Origin of the sequence: Streptomyces sp. NPDC014006, from assembly GCF_043088925.1 — a bacterium.
Classification (GTDB): Bacteria; Actinomycetota; Actinomycetes; order Streptomycetales; family Streptomycetaceae; genus Streptomyces.
The window spans coordinates 265,121-289,461 of sequence record NZ_JBICAJ010000001.1 but is presented as its reverse complement, the minus strand read 5'-3'; the positions used below and the strand labels follow the sequence as shown (position 1 = coordinate 289,461).

Below are 24,341 nucleotides of genomic sequence, written 5' to 3'. Positions count from 1 at the left end.
GGTCCCGTGGATCGCCATGTACCACTCGGTCGGCGACTGCTCCCACGATCCCTACCGCGTCACGGTCAGCCCGGCCCGGCTCGACCGGCAGCTGCGCTGGCTGCGCGGACGGGGACTCAAGGGCGTGTCGGTGGCCGAGCTGCTCGCCGCGCGGGCACGCGGGGCGGGGCGCTACCTGGTCGGTCTCACCTTCGACGACGGGTACGCCGACTTCGTGGACAACGCCCTGCCGGTGCTGGCGCGTTGGCAGTGCACGGCGACCCTGTTCGTACTGCCCGGCCGGCTCGGCGGCGTCAACGCCTGGGATCCGCTGGGCCCGCGCAAGCCGCTGCTGACCGCCGACGGCGTCCGGTGCGCCGCCGAGGCGGGCGTGGAGATCGGCTCCCACGGTCTCACCCACATCGACCTGACCCGGGCCGACGACATCACGCTCAAGGCCGAGACCGCCGACAGCCGCGCCCTGCTGGAGGAGCTGACCGGCAGACCGGTGACCGGCTTCTGCTATCCGTACGGCAGCGCCGACCAGCGGGCGGTGAACGCCGTCCGGGAGGCCGGGTACGGCTATGCCTGCGCCGTCGACCCGGGCAGTCTCAACGGGCCGCACGCCCTGCCGCGCGTGCACATCGGGCAGAACGACGTGTCCGTACGGCTGCATCTGAAGTACCGGCTGCACCGGCTGCGCCGCCGTCCCGTCGGGGGGCTGCGATGAAGGCACTGCACGTCATTACGGGCCTCGGCGTCGGCGGCGCCGAGCAGCAACTGCGGCTCATGCTGCGGCACTTGCCAGTGCAGTGCGAGGTGGTGACGCTGACCGGCCCCGGCCCGGTCGCCGACGGGCTGCGGGCGGACGGCGTGCGGGTGGTGCACCTCGGCATGGCCGGCAACCGCGACCTGTCCATGCTGCCCCGGCTGGCCCGGATCATCCGGCGCGGCCGCTACGACCTCGTCCACACCCACCTGTACCGGGCCTGCCTGTACGGACGGATCGCCGCCCGGATGGCCGGGGTCCGCGCGGTCGTCGCGACCGAGCACTCCCTCGGAGACACGCAGATGGAAGGCCGGCCGCTGACGGCGGGTGTGCGTGGGTTGTACCTGCTCGGCGAGCGACTGGGCCGGTCCACGGTGGCCGTCTCCGCCACGGTCGCCGACCGGCTCGTCCGCTGGGGCGTGGCCGCGCCGCGTATCGCGGTCGTACCCAACGGCATCGACCTGGCGCGGCTCCGCTTCGACCCGGTGGCCCGACTGCGCACCCGTGCCGGCCTGGGACTGCCCGACGACGCGTTCGTCATCGGCGGCATCGGCCGGCTCGCCCCCGCAAAGCGCTTCGACGTCCTGATCCACGCCCTCGCCCGGCTCCCCGGCGACTGCCGGCTGCTGCTGGTCGGCGGTGGCGCCGAGGAGTGCGCCCTGCGTCGCACCGCGCGCGAGGCAGGGGTCGCCGACCGGGTGCTGTTCACCGGCGAGCGGCCGTACCTCCCGGACGGCTCGCCCGGCCCCGACCTGCCCGCGCTGGCCGCGGCGATGGACGTGCTCGCCGCACCGTCCCCCGAGGAGGCGTTCGGCCTGGCGGTCGTGGAGGCGCTCGCGGCGGGGCTGCCGGTCCGGTACGCCTCCTGCCCCGCCCTGGAGGACCTGCCGCCCGCGGCCGCCCCGGGCGCGCTGCGCGTCCCGTGCGACGCCGGTGCCTTCGCCCGCGCGCTCGCCGAGGTCCGCAAGGCCGGCCCCGGCCCTCGCACCGCCTGCGCGGCGGCCCGGCACTACGACATCACCTCCAGCGCCGCCCGGCTCATGGACGTCTACACCGCGGCGCTGGGCCCCCAAGTCCCGACCCGACAGAGAGTCAGTCCGTCATGACCGAGAACCACCCCCGGCAGCACCGCATCTCCCGCCTCTTCCGGGCCCGGCCGCTCCCGGCCTGGTCGCTGATGGCGACCGGCATCCTCACGGGCGGGCTGCTCGGCGGCGCGTACGGCGTGCTGAAGGCCCCGACGTACACGGCGACCAGTTACGTCATCGCCGTACCGACCGAGAAGTCCGACACCGGCTCCACCCTGGGCTTCGCGCAGGCCTACGGCCGGATCGCCACCCAGCTCGCGGTGCTCGGCGACGCGCAGGTGTCGGCGGGGGTGTCGGTGCGCACTCTGCGCGACCACGTGCGCACCGCGACCTCGCCGGATGCACCGATGATCGCCATCTCGGCCAGCTCCGGCCGACCGGGGCAGGCCGTCGGCATGGCCAACGCGGTCGCCCGCGCGCTCACCCGGCAGGCCGACCGCACCAAGGGCGACACGCACGTCCAACTGCTGCAGTTCTCCCAGGCGGTGAAGCCGACCACGCCGACCTCACCCCCTGCGGAGGTGACCGGCCTGGTCGGGGCGAGCGCGGGCGGGCTGCTCGGCGGCCTGGCCCTGCTGGTGCGGCCCAAGCGCCGGAGCGAGGACGGGCCCGTGCACGCGCCCTCGGTGCCCGGCCCGGCCGCCGCCGCCGACGCGCACGGCCACCTGTGACGGCGACGTACACGGCGCACCCGGCCTGCACCGCCGAACTCGTCACCGATGAGGAGGCCTTCGCCGCTCTGGGCGCGGCCTGGGAGCAGCTGTACAGGCGGTGCGCCGCCGCGACCCCGTTCCAGAGCCATGCCTGGCTCCACTCCTGGTGGCTCTCGTACGGCCGACCCGGGCGGCTCCGGCTGCTGCTGGTCCGCGCCGGTGGCGAACTGGTGGCCGCGGCACCGCTGATGCTGGCCCGCCGGCCGCTGCCCACGCTGGTCCCGCTCGGCGGGACGATCTCCGACTACGCGGACGTGCTGCTGGACGACGCCGACGACGGGCGCGCGGCCGGCGCGCTCACCTGCCTGCTGGCGGATCTGGCACGCGGGACATTGATCGACTTCCGCGAGGTGCGGCCGGGCGCTGCGATCGAGCGGGTCTACGACCGCTGGCGCGGGCCGCGCCGCACGGTCCGTGACTCGCTGTGCCTGGAGCTGCCCGCCGCGCCCATGGACGGGCTGGTGGCCCGCTTGCCGTCGCACAAGGCCCAGCGGGTGCGGGCCAAGCTGCGCAAGCTGGACGCGATGGGCGTGCGGCGGCGGGTGGTCGGGCCGGAGGAGGTGGACGCGGCGCTGGGCAGGCTGCTGGAGCTGCACCGGCTGCAATGGCAGGGGCGAAGGGTGACGTCCGAGCACCTGCGTCCGCGGTTCCGCGAGCACTTGGTGCGCGCAGTGGGTCCGATGGTGCGCTCAGGGAACGCCGTGGTCACCGAGTTCCGGATCGACGGCGAGGTGATGGCCGTCGACCTGACGCTGCTCTCGCACGCCCTGGTCGGCTGCTATCTGTACGGCGCCCATCCGCGGCTGCGTGAGCGCAAGGCGGACGTGGCGGTGATGCTGCTGGAAGCCTGCGCCGAGAACGCCCTCCCCGCCGGCACCGGCGGGCAGGGCACGCTGAGTCTGCTGCGCGGCGACGAGCCGTACAAGCACCGCTGGCGTCCCGAGCGGGTCGCCAATCAGCGGCTGCTGCTGGCCAGGCGGCGCACCGCCCCGCTGTTGACAGCCGCGCTGTGCGACGCGGCCACCCGGCGGCGCGGCCAGGAGATGCTGGACCGATGGAGGGAGCGCCGCCGGGGCTAGCCGGTGCGCGACTGCCAGGGGAGGCGGACGCAGATCTTTCTGCCGAGCCAGTATTCGACCCAGTCGCCCAGGTTCAGCGGCGAGCACTTGACCTGATGCTTCACGGGGGGCGTGGTCACCGGCTCGTCCGTCGGGGGCGTGACGGGGGTGGGGTCCGTGAGCACCGGGGGCGGCTGGTCACCAAGGCCGTACAGGGCCGCCCGGTAGACCTCCGACGAGCTGGGGTTGTCCGTGCACTGCCACACGCCGTGCGGGCAGTAGTCGGTCAGCGTGTTGTACAGCGGTTTGTGCTCGGCGATCCAGGCGAGCATGCGCCGCATGTACTCGACGTTGTCACCGTTGCGGAACAGCCCCCATTCCGGATAGGAAATGGGCTTACCGCGGGTTTTCGCGAAAGCCACGTGCTGCGCAAGACCGTAGGGTTCCTTCACCTGCTCGTCGAAGGACATACCCGTCGGCTGGTCATAGGAATCCATTCCGATGATGTCGACCGTGTCGTCCCCCGGATAACACTCGGTCCAGGGAACGGCGTCCCGGCCACGGCTCGGCGCGAAGTCGAACCGGAATTTCTGGCCGGGTACCGAACGCATGATCCTGACAATTCTGTTCCAGTACGCCTTCCAGGCCTTAGGGTCCGGACCGCAGCGATGGGTGTAGGTGGTGCCGTTCATCTCCCAGCCGAGCACGATCACCGTGTCCGGCGCCTGCAGCTTCATCAGCCGCTGGGCCAGGACCAGGAAGTGCCGGTCGAACGCGCCGACCGCGGCCAGCCGCAGCAGCGGGCGCACCTGGGCGTCCGTCAGGTGATCCTCGTTGTGTTCCTGCATGGGCACGTTGAGGACCAGGACGCGGTCGGCCTTCTCGCGCCGCCACTGCGCCCATGGCTCCAGGAAACCGGGCGGGCCCTCGATGTCCCGCCAGCTGTTGCCGGGCAGGTAGGTGTGGGCGACCTTCAACTCGGTCCCGCCGAGCCACTGGCTCAGCTCTGCCATGCGAGCCACCCCACGGGGGTCGGAGCCGAGAAAGGCGCCGAAGGGCGGGATGCCGGCCCCGGTGGCCGACGCAGTGGCCCCAGGCGCGGGCGTCGACGCAATCGGTGCGGGCAGGACGGACGGCATGCCGACCGGTGTGGTTGGTGGGAGATCCGTGACCGGCGTCGCCGGTGCGGCCGGGATGGTCGTGGCCGGAGCGGTCGGCGCGGGGGTGGGAGGGTCGGCGATCCGCCCCGCCCCTGCCGCGATTCCGGGACCGGCCGCCAGGGCGATCGACCCGACGACCGTCGCCGCGACCACGGTCAACCGCCCGCAGCGGACCCGTCGCTGCTGTGGAGCCATGCCTGCACCTTTCTCCGCCGGACTTCTTTCTCGCCCGCAACTTCCTCTTACGGACACACAGTCATGTCGCTATGAATTCCGCCAGTGCGGTTAGGCTTTCAGGCGGGCCGGGACCACCGCACGGGTGAAGAACTCCCCACGACCGACCCCGAGGAGAAAACTCCGTGTCGCTGCTGGACTTCCGGGTTCCCGCCGTGTTGTTGCGGATCGACCGAAACCCTTTTCACCACGGAACGCTGGGGGCCGTGCGCTCGCTCGGCAGAGCGGGAGTCGAGGTGCATCTGGTGGCCGATTCCGCGGAAAGTCCGGTATCCCGCTCGCGTTTCGTCCGTCACCTGCATTCGCCGCCGCCGCCCGGGGCCGGTCCCCGCGACATCGCCGACACACTGCGCAAGGTGGCCGAGCACATCGCGCGCCCCGCCGTCCTGGTTCCGCTGGACGACGCCTGCGCGATCGCCGTCGGCCGCATGCGCGGCGAACTCGCGTCCTCCTACCTGCTGCCCGCCATGCCGGGCGTGCTGCCCGAAAACGTCGCCGACAAGGCCGACCTGGCCACTGTGTGCGCCTCCGTGGGCATCCCGCATCCGCAGACACTGATCCCGGACAGCCCGGCACAGGCCGCCGCAGCCGCCCGGCGGCTGGGCCTGCCGATGGTGGCGAAGTGGAGCCGGCCCTGGCTGCTGCCGCCCGGCAGCGGACTGCGCAGCACGGTATTGGTGGGCTCCGCCCGGGAGGCCAGGGAGCTGTACCTGCGCACCGGCCAAGCCGGCAGCGCGCTGCTGCTGCAGAGGTATCTTCTGCCGGGCCCCGACCGCGACTGGTTCTTTCACGGGTACACCGATCAGTACGGCACCATGCGGGCGAGCGGCTCCGGCCGCAAGCGACGGGCCTGGCCACGCGCTGCCGGGCTGACGGCGGTCGGTTGCTGGACGCCCAACGCCCAGGTGCGGGCGCTCGCCGAGCGACTCACCGGTGAACTCGGCTACCGGGGCGTGTTCGACCTCGACTTCCGGCACTGCGGCGCTACGGGCCGTTACCACCTGCTCGACTTCAACCCACGCCCCGGAGCCCAGTTCCGGCTCTTCTCCGACACCGCCGGGCTGGACGTCGTACGCGCTCTGCACCTGGACGTGACATGCCGTCCACTGCCGCAGGGGGCACCGCGGGCGGGGCGGGAGTTCGTGGTGGAGAACTACGCCCCGCTCGATGCGGTGCGGCCGGCCCCGCAGGGTCGCGAACTGGCCTGGTACGACCCGGACGACCCGGCACCCGTCCGGGCGATGTGGGCCCTGTGGTGCCGCCATGTGTCCCGCCGGCTGCGGAAGCGGCTGCGCGCCGCTGTGACCGCTCCCGCACCACCGCCCGCGATGCGCCTGACGGCCGATCCCTCCCTGACCGATGACGAGAAAGCGAGCAGCCGTTGATGTACGACCTTCTGGTAGTGGGCGCCGGCCCGTACGGTCTGTCGATCGCGTCGCATGCCGCGGCCGCCGGACTGAACCTGCGCATTCTCGGGCGTCCCATGGCAGCCTGGCGGGACAACATGCCACGCGGGATGTTCCTGAAGTCGGAGCCATGGGCCTCCAACCTCGCAGACCCCGAAGGGCGCTGGCGTCTGGACGCCTACTGCGCGACGCAGGGGGTGACGGCACGCCATGCCGAGCCGATCCCGGTGGCGATGTTCGCCGCGTACGGCCTGTGGTTCGCGTCCAACGCCGTGCCCCCGGTGGACGAACGGACAGTGAGCCGCCTGACGGCTCGTCAGGACGGGTTCGAGGCGGTCACCGAGGACGGGGAGGTGCTGCGTGCCCGGACCGCGGCGCTGGCGGTCGGCCTCATGCCGTTCGTGGAGATGCCGTCCGCGCTGCGCGGACTGGATCCCGCGCTCGTCTCGCACAGCAGCCACCACAGTGACCTCGGCCGCTTCCGCGGCAAGGACGTCACGGTGGTCGGCGGCGGCCAGGCAGCCCTGGAGACCGCGGCGCTCCTCGCCGAACAGGGTACGCGGGTACGGGTACTGGCCCGCGCCGAACAGCTGCGCTGGAACGACGTGCCGCCGCCGTTGCGACGTCCCTGGCGGGAGTCGGCGCGCGCCCCGCACAGCGGTCTGGGCTGCGGCTGGCGCAACTGGTTCTACGCCGAGTGTCCGGACCTGTTCCACCGTCTCCCGACAGCGACCCGAGCGCGCATCGCGGCCACCGCGCTCGGCCCTGCGGGCGCCTGGTGGCTGCGGAACCGGGTCGAAACCACCGTCGAGGTACTGCTCGACCGCGAAGTCGCCTCGGCCCGAGCGGTTCCGGGCGGGCTGCGGCTCGAAACGGTAAGCCGGTGCGGGGGGTCTGTGTCCCTGGAGACGGAACACGTGATCGCCGCCACGGGGTTCCGGGCGGCCGTGGATCGCCTGGGTCTGCTCGACGCCGAACTCCGCGGGAGCCTGGCGACGACGCCGGAGGGCTTCCCGGTGGTCGGGCGCTCCTTCGAGTCCTCGCACCCCGGGCTGTTCCTGGCGGGCCTGCTGACAGCCTCCGCATTCGGTCCGGCCATGCGCTTCGTCCACGGCGCGACCTATACGGCGTCGACGCTGGTGCAAGGGGTGCGCCGGCGACTGGGCACCCCCGCACCCGCCGGAACGATTCCGGTACCGGCGGCCGGGGAGCGTATCGACGTCCCCTCGGTGGCGCGCCCCTGACGGAGGCTCCGGGTGCCGGGCGTGGTCCGGCACCCGGAGCGGCGCACTACCGACGGGCTCCGGTCCGGCCTCGCCGGTACAGGATGACGCCACCGGTCATCAGCAGCGCGGCCGCGCCCGAGGCCATGAACGTCAGGTCCCCGGCACCCGTGTTGGGCAGGGAGGGGGGCTGCGCGGGCGTCGACGCCGGCGGGGTGGTCGGCGGCACCGTCGCAGGCGGGGTCTTCGTAGGCGGAGTACCGACGGGCGGTGACGCGGGCGGCGTGGTGGCAGGGGGCGTGGAGGGGGTGTCTCCGTAACCCTCGTCGCCACCGTGCACGTTGACGCCGCTCGCGGCGTTGGCGTGACCGTGACCCTGACCGAGGAGACCGCCGTCCAGCCCCCCACCGTGACCCTGACCGAGGAGACCGCCGTCCAGCCCCCCACCGTGACCCTGACCGAGGAGACCGCCGTCCAGCCCCCCACCGTGACCGTGACCGAGGAGACCGCCGTCCGGCCCGCCGCTGCGGCTGGGCACCGGGACGCTGCCGGCCGTGCTGCTGCCGTCAGCGGCCACCGGGACGTCATCAGCCGTGTCGCCGTCGCCGTAACCGGCAGCGCCGGAGTGACCGTTGCGGCTGCTGCCGACGCCCTGCCGACGGCTGTCACTGTGGTCTGCGCCGTGCGCCGCGGGGGCACTCGTGCCGGTGTTGCAGGATTTGTCCGTGGACAGGTCCGGCGCGACGCTCAGCTGAAGGGACTCGGCGCAGTTGGCCTCGGCGTCGGCCACCGGTACATCGGGGAGGGCATGGCCGTAAGCGCCCCCGAGGGGTCCCACCGGGGCCGCCTCGGTGTGCGAACTCGCGAACGCCGGGATGGCGTACAGCGACAGGATGCTCGTCGCGGCGCTGGCCACGACCATTCCCCTGCTCAGGTTCTGTCGCATTCTGGTCGTCTTTCTGATCGAGGAATGGGGAAAGTCGGCCCGGACTTCAGGTCGGGCCTGACATGCCGCCGCTGACTGGGTCCTGAAGGGAGGCGGGTACGGCGGCGACTTACAAGATCCTGCTGCTGAAGAATGCTCAGCGCCTGCCCTTCTTCCTGCCCTTGCGCTGGGAAGCGGCCTCACGTCTGCCGTAGTTGCGTCGCCACTTGATCTGCCGACTGGTCCAGTAATGTGACCCGGTGAAGTGCCAATACCGACAGTCCGAACATCGGTAAATACGGTCGGGAATTCTCTCCAGCAGTGGCTGCTTGACCAGCCAGGCCCGCGCCTCGACCTCAGTGCGAAACGAGGCTTTTCCCGTTTCCGGACAACGCGGCAGGATGATCACATCAACCACATTCCCTCCGAGGCATGACGCGGGCAGCTCCTCTTCAGCCTGAGGACGGGACCGATAGTGCAGCACCGGAGAATTCCCGCTCAAGCAGCCGACACCCTTTCAGGTGAGCGCCGGAGGGATTTCATCCACATGGCCCAAGAAGCGCAGCTGATGTGAATTACACACCGAGACGACCTGTATGGGGAAAGAATTGATGACGAACGTGGGTGAGCGCGCCCGGTCATCCCCGAGAAACAACTCAGCGACCATCACGGTGATGGTCGCTCACATTCACGACAGAAAAGGTGGTCACCCTTGGGCGCCGGGCGCGGTGCCGGCCTGACGCCCAAGGGGCGAGCCCGCACCGCAGGACCCACCCCCTGGGCCAGTCACCAGATCACTGACCGTGGCCGACCTGAGTGCAGAAATTGCCGATGTTCGTGTTCGTGACGCTCTCACCGAGGACGGTGACCGGTGCGTTGACCGTCACCAGCGAAGCCGTGAACTCCTGCTCGCAGTCCAGAGACTGCGCGTTCTCGACGGCGGGGCGGGGCGCCTGATCATCACAGGCCACAGCCTGGGCGGCACCGGCCGCCGTCAGACCGATACCACTGATGACGCTGGTCGCCAGCATGACCTTCTTCAGCCTGCGCATCCTTACCTCCATGTGTTGACTTGTGGCGACGACTGACGTGCCGCCGCCTGACATAGCAAGAAAAGAGAGGGACATCGGGCTCCTACCGCCGGGACATCCCGCCTTCTGCAATGAATCGGACCTCATCCGCGTCCCGAGCTGACGGGCCGGTCGGTGCGCCGCGCGGAAGGACGAGGAGCGGGTCCTGCACCCGAAAGGGCGGGACCCGCTCGGTCCGGCGTTCTGAGGTCAGCCCTCGATGGATCCGATGACCGTGCAGAAGTTGCCGATGTTCTGGGTGTTGTCACCAGTGGTCAGGGCGGGCGTGTTGGTGAAGAGGGGGCCGCCGTCGAAGGACTGGTCGCAGTCCACCGCCTGCAGGTTGTTGACGTGCGGGCCGTCGTAGTCGCTGCCCCCGTGGGCGCTGGCGACTCCACCGCCGACGAGGCCAATGCCGCCGACCATGAGCGCTACGGCCGCGGCCTTCTTGAGCTTCTGCATCGTCTCTCCGATGTCCTTACGCACACGGCCCTCCTTACGGACCGTGTGCAACTGGTCACCGACGATAACACGCGCCTCCACTTAATTCCCCATTCCAGATACACCCGAAAGAGTGGCACCAATGGCGGCATTTGGTCGTGATACCCAGTCGGACAAGGCACCCGGCATCGGACGCCACCACGTCCGAGTGCGACCCGAGGAACCGCGGATACGACACACCCCCCAAGACCCACAACAAAATGCCCCCGACAGGTAACGGCACAAGGAGTTCACATTCCTTGCGCGTACCCATCGGAGGCGCTTTCCGCTCTCGGTCCGGAATTCGATACCGTCCCGAGGAGCGGGACCCACTTGGTACAGCCTTCTGAAATCAGTCCTCGATGGATCCGATGACCGTGCAGAAGTTGCCGATGTTCTGGTTGTTGTCGTCGCCGGCAATAGGAAGGTTGGCGAAGGCGGCGCCGGCGTCGAAGGACTGCTCGCACTTGACGAGCTGCAGGTTGTCGACCGAGTACGGGCCGTCGTCGGCGCTGGCGACACCGCCACCGACCAGGCCCATGCCGCCGACCATGACCGCTACCGCGGCGACCTTCTTGAGCTTCTGCATCATCTCTCCAGTTTCCTCACGCACTCGACCGTCCTTACCGACCGTGTGCGGCTCGTCACAGACGATAACACGGATCTCACGTAAGCCCCCATTTCCGACACGTCCGACCGGGTGATTACAAACCGCTTATTCACGTATTTATGACAATCGCAGAATGTCAATCCATCTGGTCCCCTTCTCACCCCCGGACAAGCGTGATCGCCCGGTCGGCCCCTGTCGGAGCCGGCCGGGCGATCATGAAGGCCGATCGAGCGGTGTCACCTCGCGCAAACGACTGTCGCCGCCGCCCGACCATGCGTTGCGGATCCATGGACGGGCGGCGGCGACCACGCGCATCAGACGGGTGTGGGCGAGTGCATCACCAGAGGATGCGGACCATGGCCCTCTCGCCGCAGAACCCCCTGCGATCAGGCGTCGACGGAACCGATCACCGTGCAGAAGTTGCCGATGTTCTGGGTGCTGTCACCAGTGGTCACGGCGGGCGTGTTGGCGAAGGCGGTGCCGCCGTCGAAGTCCTGGTCGCAGTCGACAACCTGCAGGTTGTGGACGTACGGAAGCGAGCCGTCGTAGTCCTGGCCGCCGTGGGCGCTGGCGACACCGCCACCGACCAGGCCGATGCCGCCGACCATGACTGCTACCGCCGCGACCTTCTTGAGCTTCTGCATCGTCTCTCCGTTTTCCTCACGCACACGACCCTCCTTACGGACCGTGTCCGACTCGTCACAGACGATAACAGTCACTGAGCGTGCCCCTGATTTCCGACACACCCGACGAGCGCCACCGATCGAGTGATGCACGGGTTGCCCCGTCAGGGGGTGCAGAGCGTGGTGCTCTCGCCACCCGCCTGCACCGTCGCGCAGACCCGCGGAACTCGGGGCACGGTGACGCTGACGGCCTGGCTCACCTTGGCCTGGACCGTTTCCCGCGCGCTCAGCAACTCGGTGCCGCCCGCGGTGATGCTCACGTCGACCGTCTGCGCCTCGGCACAGTAGAGGCTGACGGTGACCGTGCTGGTCACCGTGGTGTCGAATTTCTGGATGCCGACGGCGCAGGGGAGGTCCTGCCGAGCCGCAGCCTGCGCGGGCACGGCAGCGACGAGCGGCGCGGAAGCCAGCAGCGCGATGACCATCGAACGAAGCATGCGGTGCGACAAGGGTCCTCCCAGGGTCACTGGGGCAACCGGCCATGGGCGATCACCCTGGATCACGGCGCCCGATTGTGTCGTGTGTACCTTTTCTGAGAGATGTGATCATGGGGGTGCGCACCACGCCATGGGCCGCCCGGCCGATCACTCGAAAGGACGGCGCGTCCTCCGCCGACCGGCCCAGTAGACCGCGTCCTGCCCGCGAATCCGCGGAAGGCGAGGGCCCAAGGGGACCAGCACGTATGTCAGGGAGAGCGCGGCGCCCTGGACAGTCCTGGTCGACAGCCGGAACAGTCCCGCGGTGGCCCGTTGGGAAACGAAGATGTACGCCACCACGACCACAACGCGCTGTGCCGCGGCGTCGGACTGATCGAGGCTGAACACGGAGTCCGTCCGGCCCTGCGTCAGCAGGGTGGGCGCCTTGATGCGGTCGCTGACGGCGGACGGTGAGCGTTCTTCCGGGAGCCGTCGGCGGCGTCCGGGGTGCCGGACTCGTCGACGCGGTGGTCGTGTCCGGCGGGCCGGCGCATGTCGTCCTCGCTGCCGTCGAAGCCGTGCCCCAGCAGGACGGCGGGGTGGCGTGCCGGTGGCGCCGCCGTCCGAAGTACGAGGTGTCGACACGCGTCCCGGCCGTCGCCCGCGAGCACCGCATGGCGGCCATCAGCCGGCGCGGGCCCCTTCAGCAGCCCTCGCAGCGGGGCTCGCCCTGCCCCTTCGGCGGCCGGTGAAGATCCATGCACGACGGCACGGGGCTCGGGGGGGCCGGCCCGGCCCCGCGTACTTGGCCCGTGGCACGCCGGGCCGGCGGCATCAGGCCGCCGGCGACTACGTCCCTGCTGTGTATTCCATGCGGGCGAGGGGGACGGCGGATCGTGCGCGGTGTGGCGACGTGGGGATTCGCGGGACCGTCAGGCCTGCGCCGCCTCCAGGACGCGGTCGTCCTCCGGGATCGACACCAGCCAGCGGGTCTCGCGGCGCGGGCGGAGATAGAAGGCCCAGTAGAGGGTGGCGGCGGCTGCGATGCCGCCGGTCCACAGCAGGTAGCTCGCCTCCTGCTGGGTGAGGATGTACGCGAGAACCGCTATCAGCAGGACCGGCATCGCGGGCCACAGCGGCATCCGCCAGGCGGCCGTGTGCTGGTGGGAGCCGCGGCGGGAGAGCAGGGCGGCGATGGCGACCAGCAGGTACATGCCGGTCACGGACACGCCGGTCACGCCGTAGAGGGTGTCGAGGTTGACGAAGCACAGGATCGCGCCGGGGACGCCGACCGCGAGCGTGGCGACCCAGGGGGAGCCGAAGCGGCCGAGCTTGGAGAAGGCGTTGTTGACCGGCTCGGGCCAGGCCTTGTCGCGGGCGGAGGCGAAGAGCACGCGGGAGTTCTGGATGACCATGACGATGCCCGCGTTGATGATCGCGAGGGCCACGCAGAGGCTGACGAAGGTGCCCACGGCGGAGTTGGACCAGGCGGTGACCATCGAGCTTATGTCGCCGCCGGTGAGCTCCTCGAGGTCGCCGGCGCCCATGGTGATGGCGACGACCGGGACCAGGATGACCACCGTGGAGATGGCGAGGGTGGCCAGGACCGTGCGGGCGACGTTGCGGCGCGGGTTCTCCAGCTCCTCGGAGAGGTAGATGGCGGTGGAGAAGCCCTGGGTGACGAAGAGGGCGATGGCGAGGCCGGAGACGACCAGCATGGCGGTCACGGTGTCGGTGTGGCCGCCCGTGCCGGCCACCTGCATGGACAGCAGGCTGCCGGCCCCGCGGTGCCCGTGGGTGAAGCCGAGCAGCGCCACCACACCGGCGGCGATGACCTCCAGGACCAGGAAGATGCCGGTGATCCAGGCGTTGGCGCGCAGGTCGAGCAGACCGGCGAGAGTGGCGAGCAGCATCACGCCGGCGCCGGTCAGGGACGGGTCGAGGTGCACGATCGGGGCGAGGTAGTCCGCCGTGCCCATCGCGATCACCGGCGGCACGATCATCACGACCAGCAGTGACAGCACGAAGACCAGCCAGCCCGCCAACCGCCCGGCCAGCGTGGACACGATGGCGTACTCGCCGCCCGCGCTGGGGATGAGGGTGCCCAGCTCGGAGTAACAGAACGCCACCGCGATACAGAGGAGGGAGCCGATGGCGATCGTCAGGGCTGTGGCGGTACCGAGCGAGCCGAACAGGTCGGGGACCACCACGAAGAGCGTGGACGCGGGAGTGACGCAGGACAGTGTCAGCAGCGTGCCGCCGACCACTCCGATCGAGCGCTTGAGCTTTTGGGGTGCCTCTGAGGCGGCCTCTAGGACGGCGTTCTCGACTGAGCGGAGCGTGTCGGTCATGCGGCGGTTCCGATCGACTCGTGTGACTGCGGTGGGGTCGGGAGCGCTATCGCCTCCGGCGGATCGTCGTACGTCTCTGTCATCCGCTCCCGGCGCTGAATGGAACCCCGACGAAAACCGTCACGTCAATGGCCGATTACCTTCGGATTTCGCACTTGCGGAAGGGTGGCTTTGACATCACTTTCCTAGGCCGCGACGTCCTATTGGCGGTACCAACAAGACTGTCCGCCGTATGACCTTGCTTTCCAAGATCATCTAGGCTTTACCCCTTCGCCACCCGTTTCGTCCGGGGTAAACGGGAACCGCAGCCAAGGTGTCAAAAAAATGTCAGCGTGTCCGGTATCCGGACGGCCACGGAGGGCCTCTGGACCCCGGCCGGTGTTGTCAGAGGGGGCCGATAGAGTCGGCGACACAGTTGAATCACAGCTACGGGTGGGGACTCATGAAGCTGAAGCACACAGCCGTCTGGGTGGGGTTCACGGCGGCGGCGCTGCTGACCGTGTCCGCGTGCGGCGCGCAGACGACGAAGAAGGCGGCCGATGTCGCCGAGACCGCGCAGAGCCGGATCATGGCGGCGCTGAGCCGGGCGACGGACCAGACGCAGAACCTCGGCTCGGCCGAAGTGCGCATGAGCACCGACCTCGGCAACGGCCACCCGCCGGTCACCGCGGAGGGCACCTACTCCTGGGGCAAGGGTTTCGCCTTCGACGTCGAGATGGACACCAAGGCCGCCCAGATGCAGCAGGTGCACGCGGCCCCGAAGACCCGCATGATCTTCCTGGGCGGCGCCTACTACTACGACATCGACCCGCAGCCCTCCGGCCCGCTCAAGGGCAAGGAGTGGATGAAGGTCGACGCGTCGGCGCTCTTCGGCGACAAGGGCGCCCAGGCGATGAACGGCAGCAGCGGCGCCGGCAGCCCCTCGGCTTCCATGAGGGGCCTGAAGTACGCGAACGACGTCGACGACCTGGGCACCGAGACCGTCGACGGGCAGCGGGCCCACCACTACAAGGCCGTCATCGACCGGGCGCACATGGGCCGGCTCAAGGAGGCCTACGGTGACGACGACAACCTCTTCAGCTCCATGACCGGCGGCGTCGACTCGATCACCATGGACGTCTGGGTCAACGGCAAAGACCTGCCGGTGCGCATGAAGCAGCAGCTCGGCAGGGCGACGGTCACCATGGACTTCGAGAAGTTCGGCGCCACGGCGACCGTCACGGCGCCGCCCGCCGCGCAGACCGGGGACCTCACCGACGCGATCAAGGCGCGGCAACAGCAGCAGGGCTGACCACACGCCGGTGCCCCGCCCTCCCCTCGGAGGCGCGGGGCACCGGTGTCACGCGGACGCGTCAGTGGTTGCGCGGGAAGCCCAGGTCCACGCCCGCCGGGGCGTCGGCCGGGTCGGGCCAGCGGGTGGTGACGACCTTGCCGCGGGTGTAGAAGTGCGTGCCGTCGTTGCCGTAGATGTGGTGGTCGCCGAAGAGGGAGTCCTTCCAGCCGCCGAAGGAGTGGTAGCCCACCGGCACCGGGATCGGGACGTTCACGCCGACCATGCCGGCCTCGATCTCCAGCTGGAAGCGGCGCGCGGCGCCGCCGTCCCGGGTGAAGATCGCGGTGCCGTTGCCGAACGGCGAGGCGTTGATGAGGGCCACGCCCTCCTCGTAGGTGTCCGCGCGCAGCACGCACAGCACCGGGCCGAAGATCTCGTCCTGGTACGCCTTGGCGCCGGCCGGCACCTTGTCCAGCAGGGACAGACCGATCCAGTGGCCGTCCTCGAAGCCCTCGACGGTGTAACCGGTGCCGTCCAGGACGACCTCGCAGCCCTCGGCGGCGGCGCCCTCGACGTAGGAGGCGACCTTGTCCCGGTGGGCCTTGGTGATCAGCGGGCCCATCTCGGACGCCGGGTCGTTGCCCGGACCGATCTTGATCTTCTCGGCGCGCTCACGGATCTTCTCCACCAGCGTGTCGCCGATCGCGCCCACCGCGACGACCGCGGAGATCGCCATGCAGCGCTCACCGGCGGAGCCGTAGGCGGCGGAGACGGCCGCATCGGCGGCGGCGTCGAGGTCGGCGTCGGGCAGGACCAGCATGTGGTTCTTGGCGCCGCCGAGGGCCTGCACCCGCTTGCCGTTGGCGGAGGCCGTGGTGTGGATGTAGCGGGCGATCGGGGTGGAGCCGACGAAGGACACCGCCTTGACGTCCGGGTGCTCCAGCAGCCGGTCCACGGCCACCTTGTCGCCGTGCACGACGTTGAACACGCCGTCCGGCAGCCCGGCCTCCGCGAGCAGCTCGGCGATGCGGATCGAGGCCGACGGGTCCTTCTCGCTCGGCTTGAGCACGAAGGTGTTGCCGCACGCGATGGCCATCGGGAACATCCACATCGGCACCATCGCCGGGAAGTTGAACGGTGTGATGCCCGCGACCACGCCCAGCGGCTGGCGGATCGAGGAGACGTCGACCCGGCTGGCGACCTGGGTGGACAGCTCCCCCTTGAGCTGGACGTTGATCCCGCACGCCAGGTCGACGATCTCCAGGCCGCGGGCCACCTCACCGAGCGCGTCGGAGTGCACCTTGCCGTGCTCGGCGGTGATCAGCGCGGCGATCTCGTCGCGGTGCGCGTCCAGCAGCGCCCGGAAGCGGAACATGATCGTCGTGCGCTGGGCCAGCGACGACTGGCCCCAGGTGGCGAAGGCGTCCTGGGCCGCCGCGACGGCCGCGTCCACCTCCTCCACCGACGCGAAGGCGACCTTCGTGGTGACCTCGCCGGTCGCCGGGTCGGTGACCGGACCGTAGGTGCCCGACGTGCCCTCGGCGGTCTTGCCGCCGATCCAGTGGTTGACGATCTTCGTCATGCCCAGTTACTCCTTCGCAGATGGCGGCGTCGGGTCAAGACGTTGCCGTGGGTAGTGCTCGTGTGCCGGGAGGGCCGACGGGTGGGTCGCGCTCGCGGCACGTATACATCCCAGCAGGCCGGGGCGGGCGGCGCGCCCGACACTCTGTCTGCCGTTTGGGCGTCGGCATAGACACCGGGGCGGATGAGGAGGGATGGGGAGGGAGGGGGAACGGTCGGAGGGGACCTCCGGCGCGGGGCCGTAGCGGGCGGGGAGTCGTCGCTCGCACTTCGCTCCTGCCAGGGCGAAGCGGCCTCCCGCGCCGGAGGCGTTCGGTGGGATTCCCTCACCCGCGGTACCGGGCGCTGACTGCACCGTACAAGCAGCGTGGGGCGCGAGGTAGGGGATCGTGTTCACGGTGTCCGTCCCGGTCGCCCGGGCAGCAGGGCGACGGCCGCGTCGACGGCGGCGGCCACGTCGCCGTCCGGCGGGTAGAGCAGGGAACGGCCGACCATCAGGCCGCGCACGGTGGGCAGCCGCAGCGCGCCGCGCCACTTCTCGAACGCGGCGGCCCGGTCGTCGTCGCCGTCACCGACGTCACCGCCGAGCAGCACGGCGGGCAGCGTGGAGGCGGCCATCACCGCGGGCATGTCGTCGGGGTCGTCGGTGACCGGCACCTTCAGCCAGGTGTAGGCCGAACTGCCGCCCAGGCCCGAGGCGATCGTGATCGAACGGATCACGGCCTCGGCCGACAGGTCGTTGCGCAGCCGGCCGTCGGCGCCGCGGCGGCTGATGAACGGCTCGACGAAGACCGGCAGCCGGCGTGCGGCCATCGCGTCGACGGCGCGGGCGGCGGCCTCCAGCGTGGCGAGCGAGCCGGGATCGTCGTAGTCGATACGCAGCAGCAGCTTGCCCGCGTCGAAGCCGAGCCGCTCGATGTCCTCGGGCCGGTGGCCGGTGAAGCGGTCGTCCAGCTCGAAGCGGGCGCCGGCCAGTCCCCCGCGGTTCATCGAGCCCATGGCGACCTTGCCGTCCAGGGCGCCGAGCAGCAGCAGGTCCTCCAGGATGTCGGCGGTGGCGAGGACGCCGTCGACGCCGGGGCGGGCGAGCGCGACGCACAGCCGGCGCAGCAGGTCGGCCCGGTCGGCCATCGCCAGGTGCCGGCCGCCGACGCCGAGGGCGCCGCGCGCCGGGTGGTCGGCGGCGACGATCATCAGCCGCCCGGCCTCGGCGAGCAGCGGCCGGCGCGCACGGCGGGCGGCGGCCTCGGCGATCGCCTCGGGGTGATGGCTGCGGATGCGGACGAGTTCGGCGACATCGACCACGACGGTGGGTCCGCCGTGGCCCGGGTGCCCGGATCCGCCGCCGTCCTCGTACGGCAGGTGGTGGTCGGCCCCGCCGACCCTCCCCGCTCTCACCGGACCGCCCCCGCGTCCAGGGCGGCCTTCACCTCGGCGGACGTCGGCATCGCGGAGGAGCACTCCAGACGGGAGGCGACGATGGCGCCGGCGGCGTTGGCGTGGCGCATGGTGGTCTCCAGGTCCCAGCCGGCGAGCAACCCGTGGCACAGGGAGCCGCCGAAGGCGTCGCCGGCGCCCAGGCCGTTCAGCACGTTCACCGGTAGCGGTGGGACCTCGGCGGTGTCCCCGTCGCGGTGGACGGCGAGGACGCCCTTGGGTCCCTGTTTGACGACGGCCAGCTCGACCCCGTCGGCCAGCAGCGCGCGGGCGGCGGCGTGCGGATCGCGGTGGCCCGTGGCGACCTCCACCTCGTCGAGGTTGCCGACGGCGACGGTGGAGTGGCGCAGGGCCTCGGCGTAGAAGGGACGGGCGGCGTCCGGGTCGGCCCAGAACATCGGGCGCCAGTCCAGGTCGAAGACCGTATGGCCGGCCTTGGCGCGGTGGGCGAGGGCGCTCAGGGTCGCCGTGCGGCTGGGCTCCTCGCTCAGGCCGGTGCCCGTGACCCAGAAGACGCGTGCCGCGCGGATCGCGTCCAGATCGAGCTGGTGGGGGTCGATCTCCAGGTCGGGGGCCTTGGGCCGGCGGTAGAAGTACAGCGGGAAGTCGTCCGGCGGGAACACCTCGCAGAAGGTGACGGGGGTGGGCAGTCCCGGTACGGGGGTCACCCAGCGGTCGTCGACGCCGAAGCCGCGCAGCGCCTCGTGCAGGTAGGTGCCGAACGGGTCGTCGCCGGTGCGGGTGATGACGGCCGTACGGCGGCCGAGGCGGGCGGCGGCGACGGCGACGTTGGTGGCGGAGCCGCCGAGGAACTTCCCGAAGGTGGTCACCTCGGACAGCGGGACCCCGGTCTGCAACGGGTACAGGTCCACGCCGATCCGCCCCATGGTGATCAGGTCGTACGCCATCGGCTTCCCTTCGTCACCCGGGAGGTCCCGGCGCGCTGCCGTCTCTCCCGGCCGTCCCGGCTCTCCCCGGTTTTCTAGTCCCGTACGCGAATCCCTGTCAATGCTTTGTCCGGACATTCGGACGAGATTCTGTCAGCGCAGGTGTGCCCGGCGAGCGCCGGCACCCCTCTCCCCGTTCACCTTCCGTGCGCGGCCGGGTCGTAACGCCATGAGTTCCCTCCAGCGTTACGTGGGAGGGGGGCGGATGACGTGGCGCAGGAGGCCGGCCGGAGCGTGCGGCAGCTGGAGAGCCGGTTCCACCGGCAGACAGGGCTGAGCCCGAAGGCCGCTGGGCCGGTTCGCGGCGGCGCGACGACTCACGCCGGGCGGGTCCCCGATGGCCGACCGGATCAGCGGCGAGGCGATGCGCCTGCTGCCGGCGGCGGGCGGTGTCACGACGGCCCGTTCGGGGGGTGCGGATTTCTCCAAGACCCGCACGCGGCACTGACGGCAGGCTGTGCGGCGAGCCGGTCGCGTATCCGCGGGGGGGGACGGCGGGGAAGCCGGCGGGCCGGGCCTGTCGCAGCGGGCCCGGCCCGCCTCGCTGCATGGGTACGGAGAGAGACGGGCCGGGCGTGTCAGTCCTGCCTGCGGCCCCGGTTGCGCGGGCGGGATGCCACCCAGGCCCGGACGGTGTCGGCGTACCAGTAGGGCTTGCCGCTCTCCACCTGGTCGGGCGGCGGCAGCAGTCCGTGCTTGCGGTAGGAACGGACGGTGTCCGGCTGCACATTGATGTGTGCCGCGATCTCCTTGTACGACCAGAGCCTGCGGTCGGTCATGTCGTGCACCTCCCTGCGTGCGCCACAGCGGCGGCCGTCGGGCGGCCGTCGAGGGAGCCGGGCGCTGCGCCGGCGATCACCAAGCGTCTGCTCGGTGAACGACGCGGACGGCGGGTGGGCAGGGGCTGTCGAACGCGCGTGACGCAACGCCCGCGTATGCGCGACATATGCGACAGGAGCGGGACGTTCGTGACACGAGTGCAACAAACGCGTACACCGGCGCCGGCGCGCGACGCGTTGCGCTCGCGCCGCCGGGCGGCGAGGTGGACCACCGCCGGGGCTCAGTGCCGCCGGGCGGCGAGGTCGGTCACCGTCAGGGTTCGATGACCGTCACGCCCGCGCCCGCCGCCGCGCCCATCGCCGCCAGCGCGGCCGGGGCGTCCGCCAGCGGGATGGTGGAGGTGACCAGCAGGTCGGGGCGCAGGGCGCCGGCCCCGACCAGCTCCAGCATCGCCGGGTAGGTGTGCGCGGCCATGCCGTGGCTGCCGAGCAGTTCCAGCTCCAGGGCGATGGCGCGGGCCATGGGCACGGGCGTGGTGCCGTCGGCGGAGGGAAGCAGTCCGACCTGGACGTGACGGCCGCGGCGGCGCAGGGAGTTCACGGAGGCCGCGCAGGTGAAGGGTGCGCCGAGGGCGTCCAGGGAGAGGTGGGCGCCGCCGCCGGTGACGTCCCGTACAGCGGCGGCAGTGTCCGTGACGCGACCCGCGTCCACGCACTCCACCGCGCCGAAGCCGCGCGCCAGTTCCAGGGCCCGGGGCGAGACGTCGACCGCGACCACCCGGGCGCCCGATGCGGCCGCGATCATCACCGCGGACAGGCCCACGCCCCCGCAACCGTGCACCGCGACCCACTCCCCCGCCGCGACCCTGCCCTGCTGCACCACCGCGCGGAACGCCGTGGCGAACCGGCAGCCGAGCGAGGCGGCCGTCGCGAAGGTCATCTCCTCGGGCACGGCGACGAGGTTCACGTCCGCGTGGTCGAGGGCCACGTACTCGGCGAACGACCCCCAGTGGGTGAAGCCGGGCTGGGTCTGCCGCTCGCACACCTGCTGGTCGCCGGCCGCGCAGGCGGCGCAGCCGCCGCAAGCGCAGACGAAGGGCACGGTGACCCGGTCGCCGGGCCGCCAGCGGGTCACCCGGGCGCCCACGGCCTCCACCACCCCGGCCAGCTCGTGCCCGGGGACATGCGGAAGGCTGATGTCGGGGTCGTGGCCCTGCCAGCCGTGCCAGTCGCTGCGGCACAGCCCTGTGGCCGCCACCCGCACGACGACGCCGTGCTCGGCGGGCGCCGGGTCCGGCACCTGCCGTACCTCGGCCCGCTCACCGAACCGCTCGAACACCACAGCGCGCATAGGTCTCTCCCTCACCCCCGGCCGTCTTCCGCACGGTATCCGGCGGCTGCCGACGCGCCGACGGGTGGCCCGGCGATGGCGCCATACCCCCTAGGGGTATAATCTGAGAGTGTGGCGGCCCGCGCGGGCCCCCACCGACCCCACATGCTTCGATGAGGAGTAATGACATGACCGCCCACACCGACACCCCTGGTTCCGTCACCACCGTCTACAAGGTGAGCGGCATGAGCTGCGGACACTGCGAGGGCTCCGTCTCCGCCGAGATCTCCCAGATTCCCGGCGTCACCTCCGTGCAGGCCGTCGCCGCCGCCGGCGAGGTCACCGTCGTCTCCGCCGCCCCGCTGGACGAGGAGGCCGTGCGCGCCGCCGTCGACGAGGCCGGCTACGAGCTCGTCGGCAAGGCCTGAGCCGCGCCGCCGCGCACCCTCGCGCAACCGTCCCGACCCGGGCCGTACCGACCGGCTGATACTGGATCCGTACGGCCCCGGTCCGTTCCCAGGAGTACGCGCATGACCAGCACCGCACCGGCACCCATGACCGCCTCCGCCGAGACCTCCCAAGTCGAGCTGCTCATCGGCGGGATGACCTGTGCGTCCTGCGCCGCGCGCGTGGAGAAGAAGCTCAACCGGATGGACGGCGTCACCGCCACGGTGAACTTCGCGACGGAGAAGGCGAAGGTGGTCTACCCCGCCGGCCTGGAGGTCGCCGACCTGATCGCCACGGTGGAGAAGACGGGATACACCGCCGAGGAGCCGGCGCCGCCGCCCGAGGAGCCGCAGGACACCGCGGTCCAGCCGGACCCCGAACTGGCCGCGTTGCGTCAGCGGCTGATCGTCTCCGCCGTGCTCGCCGCGCCGGTCGTCCTGCTGTCGATGGTGCCGTCCCTGCAGTTCGACAACTGGCAGTGGCTGTCGCTGACCCTCGCCGCACCCGTCGTCGTCTGGGGCGCGTGGCCCTTCCACAAGGCCACGTGGACCAATCTGCGGCACGGCGCGGCCACCATGGACACCCTCGTCTCGGTCGGTACGGCCGCCGCGTTCGGCTGGTCGCTGTGGGCGCTGTTCCTCGGTGACGCCGGCATGCCCGGCATGCGGCACGGCTTCGACCTCACGCCCGCGCGCGGCGATGCCTCCTCCACGCTGTATCTGGAGGTCGCCGCGGGCGTCACCGCGTTCATCCTGCTCGGCCGGTACCTGGAGGCCCGCTCCAAGCGCCGCGCCGGTGCCGCGCTGCGGGCGCTGATGGAGCTGGGTGCGAAGGACGTGGCCGTGCTGCGCGCCGGCCGCGAGGTGCGCATTCCGGTGTCCCGGCTCGCCGTCGGCGACCGGTTCGTGGTCCGGCCGGGCGAGAAGATCGCCACCGACGGCACGGTGGTCGAGGGCGTCTCCGCCGTCGACGCGTCGATGCTGACCGGTGAGTCGGTGCCGGTCGACGTGGGCACCGGGGACGCGGTGACGGGGGCGACCGTCAACGCCGGGGGCCGGCTGGTCGTCGAGGCCACCCGTGTCGGTGCGGACACGCAGCTCGCCCGCATGGCCAAGCTGGTCGAGGACGCCCAGAGCGGCAAGGCCCAGGTGCAGCGGCTCGCCGACCGCATCTCCGGGATCTTCGTGCCCGTCGTCCTGCTGATCGCGGCCACCACCTGCGGCGGCTGGCTGGGCGCGACCGGCGACGCGAACGCCGCGTTCACGGCCGCCGTCGCCGTACTGATCATCGCCTGCCCGTGCGCGCTGGGCCTGGCCACGCCGACCGCGCTGATGGTGGGCACCGGGCGCGGCGCGCAGCTCGGCATCCTCATCAAGGGCCCCGAGGTGCTGGAGTCCACCCGCCGCGTCGACACCGTCGTCCTGGACAAGACGGGCACGGTCACCACCGGCCGCATGACCCTTCAGGAGGTGTACGTGGCCGACGGCGCCGACGAGAAGGAGGTGCTGCGGTTCGCGGGCGCCCTGGAGCACGCCTCCGAGCATCCGATCGCCCGCGCGATCGCGGCCGGCGCGGAGGAGCGGGCCGGTGCGCTGCCCGGCGTGGAGGACTTCACGAACGTGCCCGGTCGGGGCGTACGCGGGCGTGTGGACGGGCGCGAGGTGTTCGCGGGGCGCCTCTTCGACGCGCTGCCGCCGGAGCTGGCCCGGGTGCGGGAAGAAGCCGAACGGGGCGGTCGTACGGCGGTCGTCGTCGGCTGGGACGGCGAAGCGCGCGGGGTGCTCGCGGTGGCGGACGCCGTGAAGGAGACCAGCGCGGAAGCCGTCGCGCGGCTGCGCGGGCTCGGTCTGACGCCGGTGCTGCTGACCGGGGACAACCGGACGGTCGCCGAGGCGGTGGCGCGAAGCGTCGGCATCGACGCCGGGCACGTGTACGCCGAGGTGCTGCCCGAGGACAAGGTGGACGTCGTACGGCGGCTGCAGGGCGAGGGGCGGACGGTCGCCATGGTCGGTGACGGCGTCAACGACGCGGCGGCGCTCGCCACGGCCGATCTGGGGCTCGCGATGGGCACGGGCACGGACGCGGCGATCGAGGCCGGCGATCTGACGCTGGTGCGCGGGGATCTGCGGGTGGCCGCGGACGCGATCCGGCTGTCCCGGCGGACGCTGTCCACGATCAAGGGCAATCTGGTGTGGGCCTTCGGCTACAACGTGGCCGCGCTGCCGCTGGCGGCGGCGGGGCTGCTGAACCCGATGATCGCGGGGGCGGCGATGGCGTTCTCCTCGGTGTTCGTGGTGACGAACAGCCTGCGGCTGCGGGCGTTCCGATGAACTGTGTGTGATGTGTTCGTCACAGCCCAAGGACCGAACTCCTCTGGAGTCC

General features: G+C 71.3%; 24 protein-coding genes and 1 pseudogene. 10 read left to right on the top strand and 15 right to left on the bottom strand.

Annotated features, from left to right (window positions below; genetic code table 11):
- Positions 1–16 precede the first annotated feature (16 nt).
- From ACF1GV_RS01330 to ACF1GV_RS01315, 4 genes are read left to right on the top strand one after another with little or no spacing between them, the layout of a single operon-like run.
- Positions 17–709 (top strand): polysaccharide deacetylase family protein, encoded by a 693-nt coding sequence (locus tag ACF1GV_RS01330; protein ID WP_391676802.1) that lies wholly within the window; start codon positions 17–19, stop codon positions 707–709.
- The gene (locus tag ACF1GV_RS01325; RefSeq protein ID WP_391676801.1) at positions 706–1,854 is read left to right on the top strand and encodes a glycosyltransferase; all 1,149 of its coding nucleotides are present in this window, start codon (positions 706–708) and stop codon (positions 1,852–1,854) included. Before ACF1GV_RS01330 ends, ACF1GV_RS01325 begins: the two co-directional genes overlap by 4 nt.
- Positions 1,851–2,507, top strand: coding sequence for a lipopolysaccharide biosynthesis protein (locus ACF1GV_RS01320; RefSeq protein WP_391676800.1), 657 nt, complete (start codon positions 1,851–1,853; stop codon positions 2,505–2,507). The genes ACF1GV_RS01325 and ACF1GV_RS01320 overlap by 4 nt, the downstream gene beginning before the upstream one ends.
- On the top strand, positions 2,504–3,628 hold the full coding sequence (locus ACF1GV_RS01315; protein ID WP_391676799.1) for a GNAT family N-acetyltransferase: 1,125 nt from the start codon (positions 2,504–2,506) through the stop codon (positions 3,626–3,628). Before ACF1GV_RS01320 ends, ACF1GV_RS01315 begins: the two co-directional genes overlap by 4 nt.
- Here the strand turns inward: ACF1GV_RS01315 and ACF1GV_RS01310 are convergent.
- A complete protein-coding gene (locus ACF1GV_RS01310) occupies positions 3,625–4,962 on the bottom strand; it encodes a glycoside hydrolase family 26 protein (protein WP_391676798.1) in 1,338 nt (445 codons plus the stop codon). The genes ACF1GV_RS01315 and ACF1GV_RS01310 overlap by 4 nt on opposite strands.
- A gap of 164 nt (positions 4,963–5,126) precedes the next feature.
- On the opposite strand from ACF1GV_RS01310, the gene ACF1GV_RS01305 reads away from it, so the two are divergent.
- Entirely contained in the window at positions 5,127–6,386 is a 1,260-nt protein-coding gene (locus ACF1GV_RS01305) for an ATP-grasp domain-containing protein (RefSeq protein ID WP_391676797.1), read from the top strand.
- Complete coding sequence (locus ACF1GV_RS01300) at positions 6,386–7,651, top strand: NAD(P)-binding domain-containing protein (RefSeq protein WP_391676796.1); 1,266 nt, start codon at positions 6,386–6,388, stop codon at positions 7,649–7,651. Before ACF1GV_RS01305 ends, ACF1GV_RS01300 begins: the two co-directional genes overlap by 1 nt.
- Positions 7,652–7,697: 46 nt before the next feature.
- On the opposite strand, the gene ACF1GV_RS01295 is transcribed toward ACF1GV_RS01300, so the two are convergent.
- The 7 genes from ACF1GV_RS01295 to ACF1GV_RS01265 all read right to left on the bottom strand — a co-directional run bounded on the left by ACF1GV_RS01295 (position 7,698) and on the right by ACF1GV_RS01265 (position 11,823).
- Entirely contained in the window at positions 7,698–8,576 is an 879-nt protein-coding gene (locus tag ACF1GV_RS01295; protein ID WP_391676794.1) for an LPXTG cell wall anchor domain-containing protein, read from the bottom strand.
- Between the two features lie 136 nt (positions 8,577–8,712).
- Positions 8,713–8,973, bottom strand: a complete 261-nt coding sequence (locus ACF1GV_RS01290) for a hypothetical protein (RefSeq protein ID WP_391676793.1) — start codon at positions 8,971–8,973, stop codon at positions 8,713–8,715.
- 376 nt (positions 8,974–9,349) lie between these two features.
- Positions 9,350–9,607, bottom strand: coding sequence for a hypothetical protein (locus ACF1GV_RS01285; protein WP_391676792.1), 258 nt, complete (start codon positions 9,605–9,607; stop codon positions 9,350–9,352).
- Positions 9,608–9,835: 228 nt separating this feature from the next.
- Complete coding sequence (locus ACF1GV_RS01280; protein ID WP_391676791.1) at positions 9,836–10,111, bottom strand: hypothetical protein; 276 nt, start codon at positions 10,109–10,111, stop codon at positions 9,836–9,838.
- Between the two features lie 346 nt (positions 10,112–10,457).
- Positions 10,458–10,718, bottom strand: a complete 261-nt coding sequence (locus ACF1GV_RS01275) for a hypothetical protein (protein ID WP_391676789.1) — start codon at positions 10,716–10,718, stop codon at positions 10,458–10,460.
- A 383-nt stretch (positions 10,719–11,101) separates the two neighbouring features.
- Entirely contained in the window at positions 11,102–11,383 is a 282-nt protein-coding gene (locus ACF1GV_RS01270; protein ID WP_391676788.1) for a hypothetical protein, read from the bottom strand.
- 119 nt (positions 11,384–11,502) lie between these two features.
- Entirely contained in the window at positions 11,503–11,823 is a 321-nt protein-coding gene (locus ACF1GV_RS01265) for a hypothetical protein (protein WP_391676786.1), read from the bottom strand.
- A 461-nt stretch (positions 11,824–12,284) separates the two neighbouring features.
- Here ACF1GV_RS01265 and ACF1GV_RS01260 point away from each other — a divergent pair, with 461 nt between their 5' ends.
- On the top strand, positions 12,285–12,566 hold the full coding sequence (locus ACF1GV_RS01260) for a hypothetical protein (protein WP_391676784.1): 282 nt from the start codon (positions 12,285–12,287) through the stop codon (positions 12,564–12,566).
- 180 nt (positions 12,567–12,746) lie between these two features.
- Here ACF1GV_RS01260 and ACF1GV_RS01255 read toward each other — a convergent pair whose 3' ends face one another.
- Positions 12,747–14,165, bottom strand: coding sequence for an APC family permease (locus ACF1GV_RS01255; protein WP_391676782.1), 1,419 nt, complete (start codon positions 14,163–14,165; stop codon positions 12,747–12,749).
- Between the two features lie 442 nt (positions 14,166–14,607).
- On the opposite strand from ACF1GV_RS01255, the gene ACF1GV_RS01250 reads away from it, so the two are divergent.
- Positions 14,608–15,456, top strand: a complete 849-nt coding sequence (locus ACF1GV_RS01250) for a hypothetical protein (protein WP_391676780.1) — start codon at positions 14,608–14,610, stop codon at positions 15,454–15,456.
- 61 nt (positions 15,457–15,517) lie between these two features.
- On the opposite strand, the gene mmsA is transcribed toward ACF1GV_RS01250, so the two are convergent.
- The 6 genes and pseudogenes from mmsA to ACF1GV_RS01220 form a co-directional block, all read right to left on the bottom strand.
- Positions 15,518–17,020 carry a CoA-acylating methylmalonate-semialdehyde dehydrogenase gene (gene mmsA, locus ACF1GV_RS01245; RefSeq protein ID WP_391676778.1) on the bottom strand — a complete coding sequence of 501 codons (1,503 nt, stop codon included), beginning with the start codon at positions 17,018–17,020 and terminating at the stop codon, positions 15,518–15,520.
- Positions 17,021–17,239: 219 nt separating this feature from the next.
- Positions 17,240–17,329: pseudogene (locus ACF1GV_RS01240) on the bottom strand (5-deoxy-glucuronate isomerase); the annotation flags it as partial.
- An 83-nt stretch (positions 17,330–17,412) separates the two neighbouring features.
- Positions 17,413–18,417 carry a deoxyribose-phosphate aldolase gene (locus ACF1GV_RS01235; protein WP_391676776.1) on the bottom strand — a complete coding sequence of 335 codons (1,005 nt, stop codon included), beginning with the start codon at positions 18,415–18,417 and terminating at the stop codon, positions 17,413–17,415.
- A complete protein-coding gene (gene iolC / locus ACF1GV_RS01230; RefSeq protein ID WP_391676774.1) occupies positions 18,414–19,364 on the bottom strand; it encodes a 5-dehydro-2-deoxygluconokinase in 951 nt (316 codons plus the stop codon). Before iolC ends, ACF1GV_RS01235 begins: the two co-directional genes overlap by 4 nt.
- Before the next feature lie 617 nt (positions 19,365–19,981).
- Positions 19,982–20,182 (bottom strand): helix-turn-helix transcriptional regulator, encoded by a 201-nt coding sequence (locus tag ACF1GV_RS01225; protein WP_391676773.1) that lies wholly within the window; start codon positions 20,180–20,182, stop codon positions 19,982–19,984.
- Positions 20,183–20,495: 313 nt separating this feature from the next.
- Positions 20,496–21,533 (bottom strand): zinc-dependent alcohol dehydrogenase family protein, encoded by a 1,038-nt coding sequence (locus ACF1GV_RS01220; RefSeq protein WP_391676771.1) that lies wholly within the window; start codon positions 21,531–21,533, stop codon positions 20,496–20,498.
- A gap of 167 nt (positions 21,534–21,700) precedes the next feature.
- Here ACF1GV_RS01220 and ACF1GV_RS01215 point away from each other — a divergent pair, with 167 nt between their 5' ends.
- Together ACF1GV_RS01215 and ACF1GV_RS01210 are read left to right on the top strand one after the other, a co-directional pair.
- The gene (locus ACF1GV_RS01215) at positions 21,701–21,940 is read left to right on the top strand and encodes a heavy-metal-associated domain-containing protein (RefSeq protein ID WP_391676770.1); all 240 of its coding nucleotides are present in this window, start codon (positions 21,701–21,703) and stop codon (positions 21,938–21,940) included.
- 102 nt (positions 21,941–22,042) lie between these two features.
- Complete coding sequence (locus ACF1GV_RS01210; protein WP_391676769.1) at positions 22,043–24,289, top strand: heavy metal translocating P-type ATPase; 2,247 nt, start codon at positions 22,043–22,045, stop codon at positions 24,287–24,289.
- Positions 24,290–24,341 lie beyond the last annotated feature (52 nt).

What these genes read in the sequence shown, in the direction of transcription:
- ACF1GV_RS01210 (WP_391676769.1), top strand. Translation starts at nt 22,043, where the DNA reads ATGACCAGCACCGCACCGGCACCCATGACCGCCTCCGCCGAGACCTCC.
- iolC (WP_391676774.1), bottom strand. Translation starts at nt 19,364, where the DNA reads ATGGCGTACGACCTGATCACCATGGGGCGGATCGGCGTGGACCTGTAC.
- ACF1GV_RS01215 (WP_391676770.1), top strand. Translation starts at nt 21,701, where the DNA reads ATGACCGCCCACACCGACACCCCTGGTTCCGTCACCACCGTCTACAAG.
- ACF1GV_RS01265 (WP_391676786.1), bottom strand. Translation starts at nt 11,823, where the DNA reads ATGGTCATCGCGCTGCTGGCTTCCGCGCCGCTCGTCGCTGCCGTGCCC.
- ACF1GV_RS01300 (WP_391676796.1), top strand. Translation starts at nt 6,386, where the DNA reads ATGTACGACCTTCTGGTAGTGGGCGCCGGCCCGTACGGTCTGTCGATC.
- ACF1GV_RS01330 (WP_391676802.1), top strand. Translation starts at nt 17, where the DNA reads ATGTACCACTCGGTCGGCGACTGCTCCCACGATCCCTACCGCGTCACG.
- ACF1GV_RS01325 (WP_391676801.1), top strand. Translation starts at nt 706, where the DNA reads ATGAAGGCACTGCACGTCATTACGGGCCTCGGCGTCGGCGGCGCCGAG.
- ACF1GV_RS01255 (WP_391676782.1), bottom strand. Translation starts at nt 14,165, where the DNA reads ATGACCGACACGCTCCGCTCAGTCGAGAACGCCGTCCTAGAGGCCGCC.
- ACF1GV_RS01220 (WP_391676771.1), bottom strand. Translation starts at nt 21,533, where the DNA reads ATGCGCGCTGTGGTGTTCGAGCGGTTCGGTGAGCGGGCCGAGGTACGG.
- ACF1GV_RS01295 (WP_391676794.1), bottom strand. Translation starts at nt 8,576, where the DNA reads ATGCGACAGAACCTGAGCAGGGGAATGGTCGTGGCCAGCGCCGCGACG.
- ACF1GV_RS01285 (WP_391676792.1), bottom strand. Translation starts at nt 9,607, where the DNA reads ATGCGCAGGCTGAAGAAGGTCATGCTGGCGACCAGCGTCATCAGTGGT.
- ACF1GV_RS01225 (WP_391676773.1), bottom strand. Translation starts at nt 20,182, where the DNA reads ATGACCGACCGCAGGCTCTGGTCGTACAAGGAGATCGCGGCACACATC.
- mmsA (WP_391676778.1), bottom strand. Translation starts at nt 17,020, where the DNA reads ATGACGAAGATCGTCAACCACTGGATCGGCGGCAAGACCGCCGAGGGC.
- ACF1GV_RS01250 (WP_391676780.1), top strand. Translation starts at nt 14,608, where the DNA reads ATGAAGCTGAAGCACACAGCCGTCTGGGTGGGGTTCACGGCGGCGGCG.
- ACF1GV_RS01310 (WP_391676798.1), bottom strand. Translation starts at nt 4,962, where the DNA reads ATGGCTCCACAGCAGCGACGGGTCCGCTGCGGGCGGTTGACCGTGGTC.
- ACF1GV_RS01320 (WP_391676800.1), top strand. Translation starts at nt 1,851, where the DNA reads ATGACCGAGAACCACCCCCGGCAGCACCGCATCTCCCGCCTCTTCCGG.